Here is a 506-nt window from a genome sequence, read left to right as displayed (position 1 = left end):
ATCAACGCGTCCGTCTGCAGTAGCAAACTTCTGACGTCCAGTGTAGAATGGGTGAGAATCAGAACTGATCTCAACTTTTAGTAATGGATAAGTGTTACCATCTTCCCACTCAACAGTTTCGCTAGAGCCTTTAGTAGACCCGCTTAAGAATTTGAAGCCTGTGTTTGTGTCCATGAATACAACTTTCTTGTAATCTGGGTGAATTCCTGCTTTCATTCTTTTCATCTCCTTCCGCCCTGAATCATTTTCGAAACAGAGTTTTTCATCTTCAGCTGCATACACAACTATATTGATGAAACACATATGATGAAATTATAACAAGGCTAACTTCATTTTGCAACTACCTGTTTTTGTCTTTTGAAATTTAAAGTGTAGACGGCTCGTTTAGCTCTGACTGGCTAAGGTTCTCTCGCACAAAAGGTGCTTTTTACCTTTAGTGCGGGAGGTTCTTAGACACGAAGAGCTAGCCGTCGGAACTAGATACAATTTAAAAGCAGAAGCGGCTC

At 40.7% G+C, this 506-nt stretch carries 1 protein-coding gene; it reads right to left on the bottom strand.

The window, feature by feature from the left end; all coding sequences use genetic code 11:
* The coding region (locus tag OXT04_RS29590; RefSeq protein WP_267418943.1) for a type B 50S ribosomal protein L31 at positions 1-216 on the bottom strand (216 nt) is incomplete at its 3' end.
* Between the last annotated feature and the right edge of the window lie 290 nt (positions 217-506).

Origin of the sequence: Bacillus sp. GC_Bacil_1, from assembly GCF_026540675.1 — a bacterium.
Classification (GTDB): Bacteria; Bacillota; Bacilli; order Bacillales; family Bacillaceae_G; genus Bacillus_A; species Bacillus_A cereus.
This window is presented reverse-complemented; position numbering and strand designations above follow the sequence as displayed.